Annotated in this window: 14 protein-coding genes; 8 read left to right on the plus strand and 6 right to left on the minus strand. The window is 65.0% G+C overall.

Annotated features, from left to right (window positions below):
• The first annotated feature begins 27 nt into the window (after positions 1-27).
• The 5 genes from GNH96_RS03690 (at position 28) to GNH96_RS03710 (ending at position 6,346) form a co-directional block, all read left to right on the plus strand.
• Entirely contained in the window at positions 28-3,432 is a 3,405-nt protein-coding gene (locus GNH96_RS03690) for a DUF748 domain-containing protein (RefSeq protein ID WP_169602392.1), read from the plus strand.
• Positions 3,433-3,570: 138 nt separating this feature from the next.
• Entirely contained in the window at positions 3,571-4,338 is a 768-nt protein-coding gene (locus GNH96_RS03695; protein ID WP_169602394.1) for a protein-L-isoaspartate(D-aspartate) O-methyltransferase, read from the plus strand.
• Positions 4,339-4,359: 21 nt separating this feature from the next.
• Complete coding sequence (locus GNH96_RS03700; RefSeq protein WP_169604578.1) at positions 4,360-5,652, plus strand: APC family permease; 1,293 nt, start codon at positions 4,360-4,362, stop codon at positions 5,650-5,652.
• Positions 5,653-5,740: 88 nt separating this feature from the next.
• Positions 5,741-6,124 carry a YajD family HNH nuclease gene (locus GNH96_RS03705; RefSeq protein ID WP_169602397.1) on the plus strand — a complete coding sequence of 128 codons (384 nt, stop codon included), beginning with the start codon at positions 5,741-5,743 and terminating at the stop codon, positions 6,122-6,124.
• Positions 6,125-6,127: 3 nt separating this feature from the next.
• The gene (locus GNH96_RS03710) at positions 6,128-6,346 is read left to right on the plus strand and encodes a SlyX family protein (protein WP_169602399.1); all 219 of its coding nucleotides are present in this window, start codon (positions 6,128-6,130) and stop codon (positions 6,344-6,346) included.
• Positions 6,347-6,517: 171 nt separating this feature from the next.
• Here the strand turns inward: GNH96_RS03710 and GNH96_RS03715 are convergent, their stop codons facing one another.
• From GNH96_RS03715 to GNH96_RS03725, 3 genes are all read right to left on the minus strand, one after another.
• Complete coding sequence (locus GNH96_RS03715; protein ID WP_228720000.1) at positions 6,518-8,491, minus strand: hypothetical protein; 1,974 nt, start codon at positions 8,489-8,491, stop codon at positions 6,518-6,520.
• A gap of 288 nt (positions 8,492-8,779) precedes the next feature.
• Entirely contained in the window at positions 8,780-9,655 is an 876-nt protein-coding gene (locus GNH96_RS03720; RefSeq protein ID WP_169602401.1) for a hypothetical protein, read from the minus strand.
• Between the two features lie 68 nt (positions 9,656-9,723).
• A complete protein-coding gene (locus GNH96_RS03725; RefSeq protein WP_169602402.1) occupies positions 9,724-10,464 on the minus strand; it encodes a hypothetical protein in 741 nt (246 codons plus the stop codon).
• Positions 10,465-10,795: 331 nt separating this feature from the next.
• Here GNH96_RS03725 and GNH96_RS03730 point away from each other — a divergent pair, with 331 nt between their 5' ends.
• A complete protein-coding gene (locus tag GNH96_RS03730; RefSeq protein WP_169602403.1) occupies positions 10,796-11,737 on the plus strand; it encodes a sigma-54 interaction domain-containing protein in 942 nt (313 codons plus the stop codon).
• 16 nt (positions 11,738-11,753) lie between these two features.
• Here the strand turns inward: GNH96_RS03730 and GNH96_RS03735 are convergent, their stop codons facing one another.
• Positions 11,754-13,511, minus strand: coding sequence for a bifunctional metallophosphatase/5'-nucleotidase (locus GNH96_RS03735; RefSeq protein WP_169602404.1), 1,758 nt, complete (start codon positions 13,509-13,511; stop codon positions 11,754-11,756).
• A 238-nt stretch (positions 13,512-13,749) separates the two neighbouring features.
• On the opposite strand from GNH96_RS03735, the gene GNH96_RS03740 reads away from it, so the two are divergent.
• Positions 13,750-16,857 (plus strand): cation-translocating P-type ATPase, encoded by a 3,108-nt coding sequence (locus GNH96_RS03740; protein ID WP_228720080.1) that lies wholly within the window; start codon positions 13,750-13,752, stop codon positions 16,855-16,857.
• Entirely contained in the window at positions 16,854-18,047 is a 1,194-nt protein-coding gene (gene metK / locus GNH96_RS03745; protein ID WP_169602405.1) for a methionine adenosyltransferase, read from the plus strand. The genes GNH96_RS03740 and metK overlap by 4 nt, the downstream gene beginning before the upstream one ends.
• A 340-nt stretch (positions 18,048-18,387) precedes the next feature.
• Here the strand turns inward: metK and GNH96_RS03755 are convergent, their stop codons facing one another.
• Both GNH96_RS03755 and GNH96_RS03760 read right to left on the minus strand, forming a co-directional pair.
• Complete coding sequence (locus GNH96_RS03755) at positions 18,388-18,747, minus strand: hypothetical protein (protein WP_169602407.1); 360 nt, start codon at positions 18,745-18,747, stop codon at positions 18,388-18,390.
• 17 nt (positions 18,748-18,764) lie between these two features.
• Positions 18,765-19,187, minus strand: a complete 423-nt coding sequence (locus tag GNH96_RS03760) for a cysteine rich repeat-containing protein (protein WP_169602409.1) — start codon at positions 19,185-19,187, stop codon at positions 18,765-18,767.
• Between the last annotated feature and the right edge of the window lie 100 nt (positions 19,188-19,287).

Below are 19,287 nucleotides of genomic sequence, written 5' to 3' on the forward strand. Positions count from 1 at the left end.
GACATGCGAGGCGCAGGGCAGACAAGAATGAAATCCCTTCCGCAGTTAGTGCGTACGCCGTGGTTCAAGGTGCTCGCGGCGATGCTGGCGGCGATAGGACTGTATGCGGCGGCCGGATTCGTGCTGTTGCCGCGGTTGACCGAGCATTACGCGCCGAAGCTGGCTGCCGCGTACCTGAAGCGGCAGCTGTCGATCGCCGAAGTCGGCTTCAATCCTTTCCGGTTCACTCTCGAGCTGAAGGGGGTCGCGCTCAAGGAACTTTCGGGCGCAAACCTGCTGAGCCTCGAGCGTCTTTCGCTCAATCTCGATCCCGTCGGCTTGGCCCGCAAGACGTTGACGTTTTCGGAGCTGCTGGTCGAAAAGCCTTCGGTTGATTTGGTGATCGATCCGGATGGCCGGCTGAATCTGGCGAAGGTGGCGGATGACCTGCCCGAAGCGGCGGCATCGGAGCGGCGGGACGATAAGCCCTTGCCGCTGTTTTTCAAACGTCTCGCGATCATCGGCGGTTCCGCCAGATTCACTGACCGGTCGGGAAAGCTACCTGTCGAGGAGACGGTCGATTCCATCGACGTCGAAGTCGCCGATCTTTCCACCTTGCCCGAGGTTCAGGGCACCCAGCATCTGACCGCGACATTCCGGGAGCACGGCGTCCTGGATTGGCAAGGCAAGATTTCGATCAACCCGCTGTATTCCGACGGCGAGGTAACAATCGGAAAGTTACCGTTATCGGCCCTCTGGCCCTTTGTCAAGGAACGGATCGTCCTCGCCGAACCTCGAGGGGAGTTGGGCGCCTTCGCGCGCTATGAGCTGGCGGAAAGGCAGGGCGGCTTGAGTCTGAGCGTAAGCGGCATGACGGTGGAAATCGCCGGTCTGAAGTTGATTCCCGAGCGCGGTTCGGCGCCGATCTTGGCTCTCGACCGCATCGTAGCGAGCGATGCCGGATTCGACCTGGAAAGCCGCAAGGTCCGTGTGCCGAAGTTCGAAGTACGGAAAGGCCACGTGCGCGCTGCCGTCGACGAACACGGCGAAATCGACTGGCTGAAGCTGATCAAGCCGGCTTCATCGGGCGCGGGGCCTGCCGCTTCGAGCGGACAGCCGGGGCCGCCGTGGCAGGTCGAGATCGATGCATTCGAGATCGCCGAAGTCGGCGTCGACTACGCCGATGCCAGCCGGAATCCGCCCGTCGGCCTCGGCGTCGGCGCGTTCGAGCTCTCGTTTGCCGCCGACATCGAGGCCGGGTCCGGCGACCCTGATATCGTGATAAGCGATCTAGCGGCCCGACTGGACAGGATCGCGCTGACCGCGGCGGCTGCGTCGGGTCAAGGGAAGAGCCTGGCAACGCTGGACCTTGCCACGGTGGAGGGCGGGCGTCTCGATCTGTCCAAGCGCGAAATCGCCGTCGGGCGGATCGCCTTGCAAGGCGGCGGCACCGCCGTCGTCCGCGATGCCGGAGGCGGAATCCGCTTGGCGGAGGCGCTGGTGTCGAAGTCCCAGGGCGATCCTTCTCCTCAACCGCCGAAGGCCGGCGGATGGCGCTACGCGGTGCAGCAGTTCGTCCTGCAGGATTTCGGGGTGACCGTGGCCGACCAGACCTATACCCCGGAGATTGCTTACACGCTGGACGGGATGCGGCTGACCTTGGGGCCGATCGCCAGCGATGCCGGCCTGCCCATCGCGTTCGATGCGGCGTTCGCGGTCAAACAGGGCGGGAGCTTCAAGGCGTCGGGCACCGTGTCCCAAAGCCTGGACCGCGCCGATGCGGAGGTCCGGATCGACCGGATCGATATGCAACACCTGCATCCCCTGGTCGCCCGCTTCGCCGGTCTGCGGCTCGAACGTGCGGATGTGTCGGCGCAGTTGCAACTCGGCTACCGGCAGGAGGCCGACACTGTCCTCAAGGCCAAAGGCGACGTGAGCGTGGGCGAGCTGCTTCTGAAGGAGACCGCGAGCGGCAAGCGCTTCCTGTCGTGGAAGAACCTGTCCGCGGTCGGTGTCGACTTCAGCCTGGCGCACAGACGGCTTGCGGTCAAAGAGGTGCGGATCGCCGAGCCGGGCTGGCATTTGGAAATCTTCGAGGACCGCTCGACCAATATCGACAAGATCTTGGGCGGCGCGGCTCGCGGCACGGTGCCGAAGGCCGTGAAGGCCCCGCGCCGGCCGGAAAAGCCCAAACCGTGGCTCGTGACGGTGGAGAGCATTCGCGTCGACAAGGGCGACATCGACTTCGGCGACATGTCGCTGGTGCTGCCCTTCGCCACCCATATCCATGATTTCGTCGGCGCGGCGACCGGCATATCGACCAAGGCCGCGGCCCGGACGATGCTCCAGTTCCACGGGCAGGTCGACCGCTACGGCGTGGTCAACGTCTACGGTCAGTTGAGCCCGCTGGCGCCGAAAAACTTCGGCGATGTCAGCGTGGCGTTCCGCAACGTCGATATGCCGTCGCTGTCGCCCTATAGCGCGACCTTTGCCGGCCGGGAAATGACCTCGGGCAAGCTCAACCTGGACATCCGTTACCAGATCGACAATGGCCGGCTCAAGAACGACAACAGGATCGTTCTGGAACGGTTGGTGCTGGGCGAACGGGTCGAGAGTCCCAAGGCGGTCTCGCTTCCGCTCGACCTGGCAATCGCCTTGCTGACCGACGGCGAGGGCAAGATCGACGTGTCGGTTCCCGTCGAAGGCGATCTCGGCAATCCCCAATTCGATTACGGGCACGTGATCTGGGACGCTTTCGTCAACGTCGTCACCAAGGCGGTGGCCGCGCCGTTCAGGGCCCTGGGACGTCTGGTCGGCGGCAACGGCGAAGAAATCGGGAGGGTGCTGTTCGAGCCGGGCAGCGCGGTCATCGAGCCCCCCGAGCTGGAGAAACTCAACAAGGTCATGGTCGCTTTGGCCCAGCGCCCGCAACTCAGCCTGGAGGTGCATGGCGGCGTCGATCCGGAACGGGACGGGCGTGCGCTGAAGTCCTTGCAGGTGCGGCGGGCGCTCGCTGCGAAGCTGGATTTTCGGCTGTCGCCGGGTGAGGAGGCGGGGCCGATTCCATTCGACAGCGCCGCCACCCAACTGGCGCTCGAAGACTTGGCCGACGAACGCGGCGGTCCGGGTGCCGCGGACCAGGTTCAGGCGGCCTACGAAAAAGCCGGAGGCAAGAAAGTCGACCGCGTCGGCCGCGTGTCCGCCCTGATGGGGCGCCCCAGCGCGGATCAGGGGTTCTATCGGGCGTTGTTCGACCACCTGGTCGAAACCGCGTCGCTGTCGCCCCAGGCTCTGGAGGATTTGGCCGCTCGCCGCGCCCAGGCGGTGGCTAGCGAGTTGACGAAGCAAGGCAGGGTGGATGGCAACCGCGTCGAGGTAGGCAAAACGGTGTCCGGCGATGTCAGCGACCAACGTATCGTCACCAAGCTGGACCTGAACGTGGCGGGCGGCTGATTCGCCTCGCGTGCCGGCAAAATGCCGCTTAAGGTGGCATGCCGATGGAATCGCCGGCGAAATTTGGATACTCTGCGGAAGACCTGATTTCCTTCGCCGGGCTGCGCCCCGGCGGAGACCTCGAGGAGGGAGCGTCCCATGACGATTCCAAGGGTTCCGTCGACACCTTGGACCAAGGCGTTCGTCGCCGCGGCTCTGCTTTTCGGCCTGGGGGCCGGATTGGATCCGGTAAGGTGTGCTCTTGCCCAGCCGGACGACTACGCTGCCGCCCGCAGGCGCATGGTCGAACAGCAGCTCAAGGGCGCCGGGCGCGACATTAACGATTCCCGCGTGCTCCAGGCGATGGCCGAGGTGCCGCGGCATGAATTCGTGCCGCGGCAGCTGCGGGAATACGCCTATAACGACAACGCGCTGCCTATCGGCTTGGGGCAGACGATTTCTCAGCCCTACATCGTCGCTTTCATGACCGAGCAACTCGATCCCAAGCCCACCGACAAGGTATTGGAAATCGGCACCGGCTCGGGTTATCAAGCGGCCGTGCTGTCGAAGCTGGTGGCGGAGGTCTACACCATCGAGATCGTCGAACCGCTGGGGCAAAGGGCCAGGGCCGACCTGCAGCGTCTGGGCTACGGCAATGTTCACGTCCGGATCGGGGACGGCTATCGAGGCTGGCCGGAAGCCGCGCCTTTCGATGCAATCATCGTCACCAGCGCCGCGAGAGAGGTGCCGCAGCCTCTCATCGACCAGCTCAAGGACGGCGGCCGGATGATCGCGCCGCTGGGGCCGTCGTATCGGCAAGACCTGTACCTGCTGAAAAAGCAGGGCGGAAAACTGGAACGGCGGGCGGTCCTTCCCGTCCGGTTCGTCCCCATGACCGGCGAAGCCTTGGAGGGGGCAGGGCCGTGACATGTCATTGAGCGGCCCGTGATGCAGGAGGCCCGGCGATTCGGGCTGCCGTCCGCGACCTTGCTGGTCGTGGCCAGCATGGTCGGTTCCGGTGTTTTCACCACCGGCGGATTCCTGCTGGAGGCGCTGAAATCGCCCTGGCTGGTCTTGCTGGCCTGGCTGTGCGGCGGAGCGATCGCCGCCTGCGGCGCCCTGAGTTACGGCGCGCTGGCGCGGCGTTTTCCGGAGTCGGGGGGAGAATATCTTTTCCTGTCACGCACCCTGCATCCCGCCGCCGGCAATGTCGCCGGATGGATTTCCCTCCTCGTCGGTTTTTCCGCGCCCATGGCCGCCGCCGCCTACGGTTTCGGCGAGTATCTGGCGCCTTGGACGCCCTGGCATACGCCCCAACTGACCGGAACGCTGCTGCTGGGCGCGTTCGCCCTGCTGCACGGCGTGCACGGGCCGGCTGGCGCCTGGGTCCAGAACTTCGCCGTCGTGTTCAAGCTCGCGCTCATGGCGGGCTTCGTTCTGCTGGCTTGGCCGCGACTGGCCATCGAAACGTTCCCTGCCGGGCAGAGCGAGGGGGTCGGCTTCGGCGCCTTCTTTTCATCGCTCATCTGGGTTTCGTTCAGCTATTCCGGCTGGAATGCCGCCGTTTACCTGGGTGGCGAAGTGCGCGATCCCGAGCGTGCCTTGCCGCTGGCTCTGCTGTTGGGCACCGGCTTGGTCACTGCGCTTTATCTGGCGCTGAATACCGCCTTCATGTTTTCCGCCGAGGTCGATACCCTGGCGGGCAAGGCGGATATAGGGCGCGTCGCGGCGTTCGCCCTGGGCGGAATCGTCTGGGCGGATTTTCTGACCCTGTTGGTGGGGTTGGCGCTTTCCCTCTCGGTCTCGGCCATGATGATGGCCGGGCCCCGCGTCTATGCATGCATGGCAAGGGACGGTTTTCTTCCCCGCTGGTTTTCGGTCCATGAAAGCGGCGCGCCGCGGAGGGCTACCTTTCTGCAATGCGCGCTGTCCTTGGCGCTGCTGTGGAGCGCGGGTTTCAAGGCACTGCTGACCTACACCGGCTTTACCCTCGGTTTGAGCACGGCGGCGACGGTATGCGGGCTGATCCGCCTGCGTCTCAAGGAAGGGGGAGCCTGCCCCGTCATCGGCTGGCCCTGGGCGCCGCTGCTCTACCTGCTGGCCGTCATCGCCATGACGGTTGCCGCCTCGATTCGACAGCCGCAGGCCGCCTCTTGGGGGCTCGCCACCATCCCGGCGGTTTGGCTGCTTTGGCGCATCGGGGCGAGAGGGATGGGGAAGAAACGGTCGGCAGTCCGATAACCCCAGCCGGTCCGACGCTCGATCGATGGCGTTCGAGAGTAAAATAAGGTGCCGGAACTCCCATTCATTCAATGCCACGGTAATAGAGATGCCAACCAAGAAATCCCATCCCGATCTGAACAGGCTCGACCGTGTCGTCTCCGAGGCTCGCCGCAGCCGAGAGGACCGGGAGCAAGGTTACCGTGAACGGGCACTCAAACTGTATCCCTGGGTGTGCGGACGTTGCGCCCGCGAATTCAACCACAAGAATCTGCGTGAACTCACGGTTCACCATCGTGACCACAACCACGACAACAATCCCGCCGATGGCAGCAATTGGGAGTTGCTGTGCCTTTACTGTCACGACAACGAACATCAACGCTACCTCACCGCGGATCTGACCGGCAAAGTGGAGGCGGGGGCGCGGCAGGGTTCGACGCTGACCCACAATGCCTTCGCCGGCCTGGCCGATCTGCTGAAGGCAAAAAAGTAAACCATGGCGGCGGAAAGCGAGGCGCGGCTGGTCGACATCGAAACCAAGCTCGCCTACCTGGAAGACACGGTTCTTGCCTTGAACGACGTGGTCACTCAGCAGCAGAAACAGATCGACCAGCTCGAAACCAAGATCCGGCGACTGGTCGAGCGCGTGCAGCAAATAGCGACGCTGGCCGAGACGGCTGCCCCGGCGGCGAACGAAAAGCCGCCTCATTATTGATTGAGCCAGGGCCCATGATCGTGAGGGCGGAGCACCCAGGCGCTGCGGCTCGGGACCGGCGAAGAAGCGGCCGATCGACCGGCCGCTCCAGGTTTCCGTCATAAACCTCTTGCGTTGCCCAAGGCCGTTCTCGCGGCGGGCTCTGGACGGTGTGGCTGATCAAGACAATCCTCAAGGCTGCTCCGTCACCATCAACGCCTTGGCCTGCAGCTTGAGCGCGATCGCCTTGTGCAGGCGCAGGTTCCGTATCGGGCCGATTTCCGTGTGCAGCGCCTTCCTTTCCAGGGCCAGGGCCTGTTCCAGCCGGGCCAGGGCTTCGGGGTAGGGGAGCAGCATCCCGCCCTGGAGCACTTCGATGGCATCCTCCGTGTCGGCCATGGCGAGTTTCAGCGTTTCCTTGGCGTTCTTGCCGCGCAAGTCCATGGATTTCCTGGAAAGACTGTTCGAACTGCGGATGTTTTCAATGGCGTTCAAGGTTCGCAGGAACAGCGCGATGGCGGTCACCTGCGACGATTCGAGCTTGACCCGCCGGTCCTTGCCGGACGAGGTCTTCGCGCCGGGCGAGAGGTTGAAGGAATCGCCGTTGTATGACGCGATCGCCTCTTCCAGCGTGTTCACGCTGTTGTTGTGGAAGAACGGCGCGGTGTCGGCGGCCTCGATCAGCGGCGGGGTGTTGAAGCGGCCGTTGCCGTAACAGGTCTGGTCCTGGCTGAAGCCGCAACTGACCTGCTCGTCCTTGCCGAAACCGCCGTCCACGGCCAGTTTCGGATCGAGCAGGAAGGCGGGCGGGTTACGCATGTTTTCCACCCCGGTGTTCCGGGTGGGATTGGCCTGGGTGGTGGAACTGTTGGCCCCGGCGTTCTGGTGGCAGCCGTTGCAGTTCGCCGTTTCTCCCAGCACCACTTCGCCGTTCCGCACCGGGTTCTCCTTGACGTCGAACAGAAGCTTGCCTTGCTGCACCAAGGGGGAGTTGAAGCTGAGCTTGGAAAGGTCGATGTCCTCGCTGCGTCCCAAGGACAGCATGTAGGCTTCCAGCGCCGTCAGTTCCTCGTCCGTGGGAAGCCGGAAATCGACCTGCGGAACGCGGCCGAGGGTCTTGGGCATGTGCTGGGTGATGGCGCCCAGGGCGAACTCCCGCAGCGAACCGGTGCCCGGCGAGCCGTCGCCGGACCAGCCCAGGGCGTTCGCGAACGCCTCGTCCTCGCAGAAATCGCCCTTGCCGCCGTGTTCGGCGCAGACCTCGACATCGATGGACGTAGGCAAGGCGAGGAGATGGGGCACGCTGCGCATCACGCCCGGTTTGTCGAAACCGTCGACGTTGGCCAGGATCAGGCCCATCTGCCGCAGCAGGGTGGGTTTCTCCAGCTCCTTGAGATCCGGATTGTATTCGGCGACGAACAGCGGGTCGGAGGCAGGCAGTTTCGCGATGTAGCGCGGATCGATGGTGTGGTTGTTGTCCGGCCGGTGGCAGGTGGCGCAGGTGCGGCCGTTGCCGTCGAAGGTTTCCTCGACGAAGATTTGCCGGCCTCGGGCGATGAGTTGTTCCAGGCTGGCGGCGTCCGCCGACGGGGTCTGCGCGACCGCGGCCTTCGGCAGCAGGAAAGCGAAGGGCAGGGCAGGGCCGGCGGATTTCCGCGGCTCGTCGTCGGAAGCCGTCAGGCTCCAGGGCTGGGCGGAAAAATAGGCGCGCTGCATGAGGTTGGGGGCGCCGAACAGCAGGCCGCCCTGCTCCAGGGGTTCGCCGCGGCGGGCGATGATGGCCTGGTCCAGCTCGAAGCCGGCAAGGGAGGCCCGTTCGAGAGTGGTGCGCAGCGTCGCCCATCCATCATCCGTCCGCGTCAGCATGCCGAGCCTGATCAGACGATCGCCTTCCTCGGGTTTCACCGCCCGGCTGGCGCCGCCGCGGTTGTCCGCCAGCCAGACCTCGTAATGGCCCTCCGCCGGCAAGCCGCGCGCCTTCACCTCCAGGGCACCCGTCAGCAAGTTGAGGCGCAGCTCGCCGCGGCCCTGCGTCGTGGCCGCCGAGAGCGCGGGGGAATGGACCAGAGAAACCTTCAGTATCTCCGCCTCGCCCCGCTGCTCGTGCCGGGCTTTCCATCGGTCCAGGACGGAACGGAGGGCGGCAACGTTCCCATTGCCGAGCATCGGGGAATCCGACCCGAGTTCATCGAAAAAGGCCGTGTTCAGGGCCGCTGCCAGCGCAAGGGCGACCGCGAGTGAGGCAAGGTGTCGAGAAGATAAAAGCATGGCGTTGTACCATCGGCGACGGACAGACCGTCCGGCGGGCTCGATGCCCCGCTGGCGGCCGGGAAGGCCCGGATCGGGCCGGTTGGTCCGGGAGGTGGGGTTCAGGCTTATTCCTGCCTGTCTGGAGGAGGCGGCGGGCCGCTTCTCAAGGCGGGATACGTCCGTGTATCCCGAAAACTCATGGCCTCAGTAGCACTGGCACTGCCCCTGATACTGCGGCAGGTTGCACAGGTCCACCGACATGCAATGGTTCATCGTCCCTGAATGCCAGCAGGTTTTGCCGACGACGCAGCCATTGGGGTCGAAGACGTCGCCACCGCCGCCCCCGCCACTACTGGCCTGCTTGACGTCGACCTCGAGCTGGAAATAGACGTCGTGCTTCTGGGCGGGATCGTCGTGCTTGGCATCGCCGCCCACGGCCACGGTCAGCCAGTCTTCTTTTTTCCCCTTGAGTTTGAAAACGCCGCTGACGCTGGCCACGGTTTGCGGACCGACCCCGGAGGCCGACATGTAGCCCGGGTTCGATTGGTCGGTCCACGGGCTCAGCAGCCAGCCCCAAAAAGCAGGTGTCGTCTGGAACTGGCTCGGATACCAATGCAGGTGCGGCCCCTGGGTCTGATTGCCGCGCCAGACGGTAAGCGCCGGGATCAGGTCGCTTTTTGCCGTCTCCGCGCCGATGTAGCGCTTGGCGTTGATGGTGACGTTGAGCTTGGTCAAGCCTTGGGCCTTCAGGCCGCTGAGGTCGATGAGGAACCACTTGGAGTGCAGGGCCCAGCCGTAGCATGTGCCAGGAACGGTGCCGGCCGGCGGATTCGTGGCCGGATCGCACCAGGCCATGGATTTGGTGGTCGGAATGCTGGCGGGGGAGCCGCCATCGCCGGGGGTGCCGATGGTCTGCCCGGAATAGACCGAGAGCGCCGGCGCACCGGACGTGGTGTCCTTTTTCTGGAAGACGAATTTCGCGGCATAGGTGATGCCGTCGGCGGGGACGATGTCGACGGCTTCCGCCGGGTTCGCGGCGTAGACGAGCCCCAGGGCAAGGGCGGTGAAAATTCTTTTCATGGTGAATCCTAAACGGGTCGGACTAAAAATGAAGGTGGCGAACGGCCGAATTCGCGGCGCGAGCGGTCTTACTGCACCGGCTGCTTCTGTTTTACGTCGACGGTCAGCTGGTAATTGACGGTGTGTTTGGTGTTGGGGTCCTTGGCGTCGCCACCCACCGCGACCGTCAGGTAATCCTGAGTACCGCCCTTGAGCTTGAACTTCCCCATGACGGAAGCGAGATTCTGCGAGGGGGTCGCATAGGCGCTGTTGTAGCTGAATACATCCCCCTTGACGAAGGTGTCCCGCTGCAGCAGCCAGCCCCAGAATTCCGGCTGGCCCTGGAGTTCGCTCGGAAACCAGTGCTTTTGCGGTCCCAGCGTCTGGTTGCCGCGGTAGACGGTGAGAGCGGGGATGATGTCGTTCTCTTCCGGTTTGGCCCCCTGATAGCGCTCAACATTGATCGTCACCCAGACGGCGGTCAGGCCCTGGCTCTTGAGTTTGCTCAGGTCGATCAGATACCAGTTGGCGTTCACGCCCCAGCCGTAACAGCCGTTGGTCTCGTAGCCGGCGGGGGTGACGGCGGGATCGCACCAGGCCATCGACTTGGTTTGCGGAATCATCGTCGCATTGCCGCCGTCGTTCGGGGTGTTGAACGTCTGACCCGAGTGAAGGGAGGCCGCAGCCGCGCCGTTCTTGGTGTCCTTCTTGTCGAAGATCAGCTTGGCGGCATACTGGATGCCATAGCTTGGGTAGACGTCGCCGGCCACGGCGTTGCCGGCGATGCCGGCGGCGACCGTCATCGAAGTCAGGAGCTTACGGTAGGTCATCGTTACCTCATGATGAGAGTGATCGGGAAATAGTGTCCGATCCCGATACGCAATATGCAGGCCAACGGCCGGGTGCCGGAATGCCGGCGTTCGGCGGTGGAGGACGCCCGTGTGTGTGTGAAATGACGCATGTCATGTGTCTAATCGCTCAGTTGGCTTCCGCCGCAGGGGAGCGATTGCCGGGGGCGCGGTGGAGAGACTGTGACTTGCCGGTTTCGAAGGCGGATGTTCGAATGCCCCCTCCATGGCACGCCTGATGCTTCGAAGTGCGCGGCGAGCGCGGTCGAGACGGGCTTGATCGTCGGCCGGAAAAGAATAAGGGAAAGCGTCCATGTTTGAAGTGCTGATCGGCCAGTCGCCCGGTTTCGAGGCGCTCATCCGCAGCGCCCGTCTGGTGGCCGCGACCGATGTGACCGTCCTCATCGTGGGCGAAACCGGCACCGGCAAGGAACTCCTGGCCCAGGCCCTGCAGCAGTGCAGCTTGCGGGCCGCAAAGCCGTTCGTCACACTCAACTGCGCCGCGCTCCCGGCCTCGGTCGCGGAATCCGAACTGTTCGGGCATCGGCGGGGGGCTTTCACCGGTGCGGTCTCGGATTTTTCGGGACGGCTGGAAACCGCGGACGGCGGCACCCTGTTCCTGGACGAAATCAATTCGCTGCCGGTACCCGTGCAGGCCAAGCTTCTGCGATTCCTGGATTCCGGGGAAATCCAGCCGATCGGTGCGCGTTCGCCGCAGCGGGTGGATGTCCGCATCATCGCCGCAACCAACGCGAATTTGCACGACAAGATCGAGTCGGGCGACTTTCGCCGCGACCTCTATTACCGGCTGAGCGTCGTTCCGCTCGAGATACCGCCGCTGCGCGACCGGGGCAGCGACGTGGAACTGCTTCTGCACCACTTCATGCGTCATTTCGCGCAAGCCCACGGCATCCCGCCGGCGGTGTTCGATCGGGGGGCGATCCGGCGCCTGAGCGCTTATCCCTGGCCGGGAAACATCCGGGAACTGCGGAACTTCTGCGAGCGCCTCGCCATATTGATGGCCGGCCGGGTGATCGAAGAGAAAGACCTGCCGGAAGAAACCCTCCGCTCCGGGGCTCGGGCGATGCCCTTGTTCACGCTTCCGGACGAAGGATTCGAGCTGGAGCGGATGGAAGTCGACTTCATCCGCCAGGCGCTGCAGCGGACCAACGGTAACCGGACCCGCGCCGCCAAGCTGCTCGGCCTCACCCGCGACCAGCTCAACTACCGCATCCAGAAATACGGCATAGACTGACTCCCCCAACGGCGGGTCAAGGCAGGCGCCTGATCCGTCCGGGCGTCCCCGGCGTCAGCGGCGAGTGCCGGCGGAAATAGCGCTCAAGCGCCGACAACTCCGGGATGCCGGCGAGGCGGTCGGTGCCCTGGGTGAACAGGCTGAAGCCGTCGCCGCCGTCGGCCAGGAAATTGTTGGTGGCGATCCGGTAGGTTTTGCCGGGGTCGAGGGATTTGCCGCCGAGCCTGATGGAGGCCGGATCGACCTTGTCGCAGGCTTGCCCGCTGGCGCGCCAGGTGTATTCGAAGCCGGCGGAGACCTGCAGAATCCGGTTCCCCGGCTGGCCGTTCGGACAGCCGGGGAACTGCTGTTCCAGGAGCTGTTCGATCTGCGCTCCCGTCAGGCTCATCGTGACCAGCGTTCCGCCGAACGGTTGAGTGTCGAATGCTTCACGGTAGCGTACCCTTCCTTTCGTTTCCAGGGCGTAGGAAAAATCGGCCCGGATGCCGCCGCTGTTCATGAAGGCGACGGTGGCGCCGCCGTCTTTGCGGCCGCGCGTGGCTTCCAGTTGAGCATCGGCGATCAGGTCGCCCAGGGCGGATTCGCCGGCTGCGTTGGGCGCCCGGGTGAAGCTCGCGGTGATGCGGCCGATGATCCGTTCCTCGATCGGCCGGGAAAGCCGGCCGTAATCTTCGACCAGCCGGGCGAGCAGCGGCTCCGGCGTGATTTCCCGGCTTACCACGAGATTGCGCGCCGCCGTCGAAACCACCTCGCCGGACTTCGCGTCCAGCACCAGGTCGATGTCGCTGACCAGGCGGCCGTAGTCGTGAGCGCTGGTGACGAGCACCGGCTCGCCGGCGGCGTTGGGCAGGCGGCAGGCATAGGTCTCATGGGTATGGCCGCTGACGACCAGGTCGACTTCCGGATCGAGCCGGCGCACGATGTCCACGATCGGTCCGGCGATGCCGCCGCAGCCGTCCGGGCCGCCGCCGGGATGTCCGCCTTCGTGGATCAGCACGACGACGGCTTCGATCCCCTTGGAGCGGAGGACGGGAACCAGGGCATTGACGGTTTCCGCTTCGTCGCGAAATTCGAGGTCCTTGACGCCGCTCGGCTTGACCAGGTTCGGCGTGGTTTTCAGGGTCAGGCCGATGAAGCCGATGTCCCGGCCGTGGAACTGCTTGATGCCGTAGGGCGGGAACAGCGTTCCGCCGCTCTTTCGGTCGAAGACGTTGGCGGCCAGGAAGCGGAAGTCCGCGCCCTTGAATTTCCTGCCCACCCGTGATCGGATGGTGGGGCTGAGTCCCCTTTCGCGGCAGGACCGGCCCGCGCGTTGCAGGACGGGATGGCACCCGCCGCTCTGCATGCGCAGAAGCTCGTCGCGGCCTTCGTCGAATTCGTGGTTTCCCACGGCGTTGAAGTCCAGGCCGAGAAGATTCATCGCCTCGATCGTGGGCTCGTCCTGGAAGTTGGCGGAAATGAGCGGGCTGGCGCCGATCAGGTCGCCGGCGGAAACCAGGACGTTGTCCGGATGGGCGGCCCTGAGTTTGCGGAGGTACCCCGCGAGATGAGCGACACCGCCGGCGGCCACGGCGGCATCGTTCAGCATCAGGTTTCCGGGCGGCCGCAGATGGCCGTGGAAGTCGTTGACCGCGATGATCTTGACTTCGATGGTTTGCCCGTGGTCTGGTGCAACCGCGGGACCGGGCGCCGCATAGGGACGGGCGGCATGAATGACGGAGAGACCGGACAGGGCGGAGGCCGCCAATGTCCGTACGATGATGTGGGAATTCACGGCATGCTCCGGGCGGCGAAACCTTGTGGAACGGCATTGTGCTTTGGCACAGTATGGCCGGGCAATGGGCGCTTCCGCTTTGCCGGTGGCGGTCGCCGGCGAGTCACGAAAGTGTAATGAACCCTCTTTAATCTTCCGGGCAGATGGATGCCTCCGGATGACTCCCTCCTTCCGCTCGTCGAACAATCTGCTTTTCCCGGCCAGCATGAGCGATGACCGCCAGGACCTTGGTGTGGAAATGAACACAATGGAAAAGAACCTCTATGCGGCCGATACGATCGTGGCTGCGCCGCTTTCCGGCGGGGGCCGGGTCAGCGTGCTGCGGGCGCCCGCCCCCGGCCGGCTGCGCGTCAAGGTGCTGGGACTTTACCGCTGCGACGAAATGCAACGGGCGCTCGAAGCCTTGCCGGCCGAAGCCGATGCGCTGCGCATCGTCAGCGCCAATCCGGTCACCGGCAATGCCCTGGTCGTGTTCGACCCGCAGCGGCCGGTGGCCGAGGTGCTCGTCGAGTTGGAACGGTGCGCCCGCATTCACGGAGCGCCGTTCTCGGCTTACGCGCCTGCGCCGAAACCGAGTCGAAGAGCAGCGGAGCAGAAAAGGGGCCGGCGCAAGCGTCCGGCGGCCGATCCCCGGCCGCAATGGGCCGTCGTCAGCGGCGGGGAGGTTGCCCGAAACAAACCGAGCTGGCATGCCCTGGATGCCGAAGATGTGCTGTCCCGCCTCTCGGCGAACCGGGACGGCCTGAGTTCCACCGTCGCCATGGACAGGCTGGCGCAGTACGGACGCAATGTACTGACCGAGATCAAGCAGCGCTCGTCGGTGGCGATGTTCCTGGAACAGTTCGCCAGTCCTCCCGTGGCCCTGCTGGGGCTTTCGGCTGCCGTCTCCCTCGCCACCGGCGGCATGGCCGACGCCGTGGTGATCGTCGGCGTGGTGTTGATCAATGCCGTGATCGGCTATGTCACCGAGTCCCAGGCGCAGAAGACGATCGACGCCCTCGGCAAGATCGGACCGACCCAGGCCGTCGTCATGCGCGACGGCGTCAAGCTTTCGGTCGCCCTCGAAGAGGTGGTGCCGGGCGACATCCTGGTGCTCTCGCCCGGCTCCTACGTTGCGGCGGACGCCCGCCTGCTGAGCAGCAACCAGCTCACCGTCGACGAATCGGCACTGACCGGCGAGAGCCTGCCGGTCAGCAAACGCCATGCCTTCGTCGGCGCCAAGGACACGCCCCTGGGCGACCGCAAGAACATGCTGCACATGGGCACCATCGTGACCGGCGGCAGCGGCCGGGCGATCGTGGTGGCGACCGGCCGCCACACCGAGATCGGTCTGATCCAGTCGCTGGTCGGCGAGGTGAAAACGCCGGAAACCCCCTTGCAGCGCCAGCTCGACGACATGGGCAAGCAGCTGGCACTGGCGTCCAGCGGCATCTGCGTGTTCGTGTTCGGACTCGGGGTGTTGCGCGGAGCGCCCGCCCTGCAAATGCTGAAGACCGCGATTTCGCTGGCGGTCGCCGCCGTTCCCGAAGGCCTGCCCACGGTCGCGACGTCCACACTGGCGCTGGGCATCCGGGAAATGAAGAAGAGCCACGTCCTGATCCGCCAGCTGCCATCGGTGGAAAGCTTGGGGTCGGTGCAGACCCTGTGCCTGGACAAGACCGGCACGCTGACCGAGAACCGTATGCGGGTCGTCAGCCTCAAGACGCTGACGCGCGACATCACCGTGTCCGGCTCGGGCGAATTCCGCTCGAACGGGCAGGTGGTCGTGCCGGCCGAGGCGGAAGATTTACGGCGCCTGATGCAGGTCGTGGCCTTGTGCAGTGAGGTGCAGCTGAATGGCAATGGCGGCCGGCCGGGTCTGGACGGCTCGCCGACCGAAATGGCGCTGGTGGAAATGGCGATGCATGCCGGCGAGGACGTCGCGGTGCTGCGTCAAAGCCTGCCGCTGGTCAAGACCGTACATCGGGCCGAGGGGCGGCCGTACATGCTGACCGTCCACGACACCGGCGGCGAGGAACATCTCATCGCCATCAAGGGCAGCCCCCCTCATGTATTGGCGCTGTGCGACCGGTGCATGGAGGGAACGGAACTGGTGGCCCTCGACGAGGACCTGCGGGCGGCCATCGTGGAGCAGAACGAATTCATGGCCGGCCAGGCGCTCCGGGTATTGGGCATGGCCTACGGTTACTCCAAGGACACCTCGACCGCGGCGATTTCCGACAAGCTCATCTGGCTGGGCTTGGTGGGCATGGAGGACACCATGCGGCCGGGTATGGCCGAGCTGATGGCCCAGTTCCACGATGCCGGCATCGATACCGTGATGATCACCGGTGATCAGAGCGCCACCGCCTTCGCGTTCGGCTCGCGGCTCAATCTCAACGGCAAGAAGCCGCTGGAAATCGTCGATTCGACCAACCTGGACGAACTCGATCCGGACGTGCTGAAGGGCATCGTGCGCGACACCACGGTGTTCGCGCGAGTCGCTCCGGCGCAGAAGCTGCGCATCGTCCAGGCTTTGCAGGCCAACGGGCGGGTGGTCGCCATGACCGGCGACGGCATCAATGACGGCCCGGCGTTGAAGGCGGCCGACGTCGGCGTCGCGCTCGGCAACGGCAGCGACGTGGCGCGATCCGTGGCCGATGTGGTGCTGGAGGATGATAACCTGCACACCATGATCATCGCGGTGCAGCAGGGCCGGACGATCTACCGCAACATCCGCAAGAGCCTGGCGTATCTGCTGAGCGGCAATCTCGCCGAGATCGAGATCATGGTGATCGCGACCGCGATCGGAGCAGGTGAAGCGCTGAATCCGATGCAGCTCTTGTGGATCAATCTCGTCACCGACATCCTGCCGGCCGTCGGCCTGTCCCTGGAGCCGCCGGAAAGCGACGTGCTCAAGGAGAAGCCGCGCGATCCGAAGGAAAAGATCTTCCGGCGCGAAGACCTGCTCCGGCTGCTCCGCCAGTCCCTGGTGATCTCGGCCGGTACCCTCGGCGTCTACGGCTACAGCCTGGCGCGCTACGGGCTGGGGCCTGCGGCCTCCACCCACGCTTTCATGACGCTGACCGTAGGCCAGATGTTCCACGCGATCAGTTGCCGTTCCGAGCGGACGACGGTGCTGGATGCGCGGCCGGGCAACCCGGTGCTGGTGTCCGGCGTCGCCGCGACCGTGGCGCTGCAGGCATTCGCGGGGGTGTTCCCGCCGTTGCGGGGCTTGTTGCGGCTGACGCCGATCAGCCCGGCGGACTGGGCGGCGATCGCAGCCGGCTCGGTGCTCCCGTTCGTGGCCAATGAAGCCATCAAACTGCTCCCTTCCAAGGAACCCGAAAGCGAGAACCGCGCATGAAAAAGACATTCCTGTTCACTTCCGAGGCGGTGACCGAAGGCCATCCCGATTGCGTGTGCGACATCATCGCCGATGCGGTGGTCGACCGGTTCCTGCAGCAGGATCCTTACGCCCGGGTCGTGACCGAGTGCGCCTTGTCGAAGAGCGTCATCTTCCTGGCGGCGCGCTTCGCTTCGACCGCGGTGGTCGACATCCCCGAGCTGGCGCGGCGCACCATCGAGGACATCGGCTACCATCCGGAAGAATTCTCCGCGCCCGAGTCCACCGTGGTGACCAGCTTCATCGTGCAGTCGCTGGAAAGCCGCGCTCAGCGCGACGAAGCGGAAATGACCGACAAGGAACTGGATAAGCTCACCGTCAAGAACCAGGTGACCCAGTTCGGCTTTGCCTGCAGCCAGACGCCCGAGCTGCTGCCGCTGCCCATCGTGCTGGCCCGCCGCCTGGCGCGGCAGTTGACCGGGGCGCGGCGGCGCGGCGAGGTGCCCTATCTTTCCCCGGATTGCACGACCCAGGTCGGTGTCGAATTCGACCAGGGCAAGCCGGCGCGCATCCACAGCATCACCCTGATCGCCGGCACCCACGGCGTACCGAATCTGAGTCTGGAGGCGCTGCGTGGCGATCTCGACAAATGGGTGATCGCGCCGGCGTTCGAAGGCGAAGCGGTGCGGCCCGACAAGAAGACCGAAATCTTCGTCAACCCGCGCGGCATGCTGCACCGCAGCGGACCCGCGGCGCATTCAGGAATGACCGGACGCAAGAGCGCGAGCGACACCTACGGTGGCTATGCCCGCCATGCCGGGTCGGCCCTGAGCGGCAAGGGGCCGCTGCGGATCGACCGGGTGGCCGCCTATGCGGCCCGCCATGCGGCGAAGAACGTGGTCGCGGCGGGGCTGGCCGAGGAGTGCGAGGTCCAGCTCAGCTACACCATCGGCCAGGCGCGCCCGGTCAGTGTGCAGGTGTCGACTTTCGGGACCGGCAGCATCGGCGAGGACATCATCAAGCAGAGGCTGGAGAAGCGTTTCGATTTCCGGCTCGGCGCCATCGTCCGCGATTTCAATCTGCGGCGGCTGCCCGCCGAGTACCGGGGCAGCTTCTACCGCATGCTGCCGGGCCATGGCCATTTCGGGGCTTCGTTCACGGCGCTGCCTTGGGAACGGACGGACAAGGCGGATCTTCTGGCGGGCGAGTGAACATGCCGCCCCACGCCCGCCCCACGCCGAGAGGGCGCTGTCTCGGCCGCGCCCGTATCGCCGAAGCTTCGGCAAGGACCTGGCTTTGCGAGATGACCCGCAGCCGTTCCGCCTCGATCCTGACGACGTACTCGCCGAATGCCGCGAGGAGTAGAAATATGACGGCGGCGAATGCCGCTACCAACCGCGGACGGGCGAAGCAGTCGGCCAGCACGGCTTCAGCTCCCGTCCCCGGGGGCGAAAAAACCGTGCCGCACGGTAGGGAGGACGTACTCTGTTCCGCCTCTGTTCAATCCTCCGGCAGCGGGCACGGCAGCCCTTTGTGCGCCGAGGGAACGGGTCACGGCTTGACGAATTGCCGTCCGGACAGGTCCATGCAGATGTCTTCGTAGTAATCGTAGTCGTGGGCGCAGGCGATGCAGCGACCCCGACAGGCATATTCCATGTTGTTGCAGATCAGGGCCGCCTGCTGATTGCTGTGCACGGTGACGTTCCCGATCTGCTCGAGGTTGTAGCCGTCGCCCCAGCGCTCCACCCGGTAGCACTGCACCTGGATGGGGTTGTCCGCTTCGTCTTCCCATTCTTCCCAGGCCTGGACGCTGGAAGCGGCACCCAGCGCGAGCACGACCGCCATGCCCAGGCGAAGCAGAAAACCCGCGGTGCCGGCACGGCGCGATTGGGTCGAATTCTCCACGTTCATGCGCTGACTCCTTGGATTCAGTGGGGTTTCGACCGGCCGCCAGCCTTGCGCGCGGCAGCCAGCACGTCCTTGCAGGCGGAGGAAACCTGGCGGTGATGCTCTTTCAGGCAGTTCGCCACCCGCCCCTTGCCCGGCCGAACGTCCTTGCACAGGCGCTCGACATCGGCCCCGCAGGCGGCCTGTATCTCCCGATGCCTGGCGAGAGAGGCTTCCAGGCCCGACTGGCATGCCGGCGAGAGCTGCGCCTTGTGCTCCTTCAGGCAATTCTGTATGCGTCCGCCGCCGATGCGGAGGTTTTTGCAGTATTTGGCGATTTCATCCGAGCAGGGCAGCGGATGTGGCGCCGCGTTGCCCGGGTTTGCCCAAGCGCTTGCCAGAACGATAAGCAATGCGACGTACTTCAGCCTGCCGAGGCCGGTTTTGCTTGCGATCGTACGCATGGTGTTCCGTCTCCTTAAAGTGCGGGTCCAGATGTTGAAAACAGGGATGCCGCCGGCCGCTGCTCCGGAAAGACGCTACAATCCCTGTGTGACCATATCA

The sequence above is a fragment of the Methylococcus geothermalis genome (assembly GCF_012769535.1).
Taxonomy (GTDB): Bacteria; Pseudomonadota; Gammaproteobacteria; order Methylococcales; family Methylococcaceae; genus Methylococcus; species Methylococcus geothermalis.

What these genes read in the sequence shown, in the direction of transcription:
- GNH96_RS03720 (WP_169602401.1), bottom strand. Translation starts at nt 9,655, where the DNA reads ATGAAAAGAATTTTCACCGCCCTTGCCCTGGGGCTCGTCTACGCCGCG.
- GNH96_RS03710 (WP_169602399.1), top strand. Translation starts at nt 6,128, where the DNA reads ATGGCGGCGGAAAGCGAGGCGCGGCTGGTCGACATCGAAACCAAGCTC.
- GNH96_RS03705 (WP_169602397.1), top strand. Translation starts at nt 5,741, where the DNA reads ATGCCAACCAAGAAATCCCATCCCGATCTGAACAGGCTCGACCGTGTC.
- GNH96_RS03725 (WP_169602402.1), bottom strand. Translation starts at nt 10,464, where the DNA reads ATGACCTACCGTAAGCTCCTGACTTCGATGACGGTCGCCGCCGGCATC.
- GNH96_RS03740 (WP_228720080.1), top strand. Translation starts at nt 13,750, where the DNA reads ATGAACACAATGGAAAAGAACCTCTATGCGGCCGATACGATCGTGGCT.
- GNH96_RS03755 (WP_169602407.1), bottom strand. Translation starts at nt 18,747, where the DNA reads ATGAACGTGGAGAATTCGACCCAATCGCGCCGTGCCGGCACCGCGGGT.
- GNH96_RS03730 (WP_169602403.1), top strand. Translation starts at nt 10,796, where the DNA reads ATGTTTGAAGTGCTGATCGGCCAGTCGCCCGGTTTCGAGGCGCTCATC.
- GNH96_RS03715 (WP_228720000.1), bottom strand. Translation starts at nt 8,491, where the DNA reads ATGCTCGGCAATGGGAACGTTGCCGCCCTCCGTTCCGTCCTGGACCGA.
- GNH96_RS03695 (WP_169602394.1), top strand. Translation starts at nt 3,571, where the DNA reads ATGACGATTCCAAGGGTTCCGTCGACACCTTGGACCAAGGCGTTCGTC.
- GNH96_RS03700 (WP_169604578.1), top strand. Translation starts at nt 4,360, where the DNA reads ATGCAGGAGGCCCGGCGATTCGGGCTGCCGTCCGCGACCTTGCTGGTC.
- GNH96_RS03690 (WP_169602392.1), top strand. Translation starts at nt 28, where the DNA reads ATGAAATCCCTTCCGCAGTTAGTGCGTACGCCGTGGTTCAAGGTGCTC.
- GNH96_RS03760 (WP_169602409.1), bottom strand. Translation starts at nt 19,187, where the DNA reads ATGCGTACGATCGCAAGCAAAACCGGCCTCGGCAGGCTGAAGTACGTC.
- metK (WP_169602405.1), top strand. Translation starts at nt 16,854, where the DNA reads ATGAAAAAGACATTCCTGTTCACTTCCGAGGCGGTGACCGAAGGCCAT.